The organism is Psychrosphaera sp. 1_MG-2023, assembly GCF_030548245.1.
Lineage (GTDB): Bacteria > Pseudomonadota > Gammaproteobacteria > Enterobacterales > Alteromonadaceae > Psychrosphaera > Psychrosphaera algicola.
Genome location: NZ_JAUORW010000074.1, coordinates 1 through 505, shown reverse-complemented (window position 1 = coordinate 505; position 505 = coordinate 1). Strand labels below are relative to the sequence as shown.

At 40.8% G+C, this 505-nt stretch carries 1 pseudogene; it reads right to left on the bottom strand.

Going from position 1 to position 505, the window contains the following annotated elements:
• Nucleotides 1-75 precede the first annotated feature (75 nt).
• Nucleotides 76-505, bottom strand: a pseudogene (locus Q4575_RS19780) (transposase); the annotation flags it as partial.

Here is a 505-nt window from a genome sequence, read left to right as displayed (position 1 = left end):
TTTGGCACCAAATGAGTCAGAGAGAAGATACTGGCTAAACTATAAAACCGTGGCCAAAAACAGTTGACCACTACACACGGCTGCTTCACTGAATGCCCATTTAAGATGACCGTTTCCAATTTTATTGCCACTTGTGCCGTAGGTTTTCCCAGCGGATTCAGCCTTACATTTCACTAATCGAGAGTAGGAGGCAAAATTTTGTACGGACTCAAAACGGTTGATATCCCCAATCTCATATAAGATAGTCATGGCTAGGATTAAACCAATGCCAGGCACCGTTCTGAGTTGAGCATAGTAGTCAGGTCGATGTTGCTTTGCTTTATTTTCTAAAAAACATTCTAGTTTTTTTAACTCTAGGGCATAACTTTCGAGAATGACTAAATCAAAGGTTACGTTTCGCTGAACCACCTCATCGTCATAGCGGGATCTAAACTCATCCCTGACACATTTATTCTTCATGTTTAACTCAAGAGCAGGGTAGTTGTATTGGCTATTCGTGTTTACA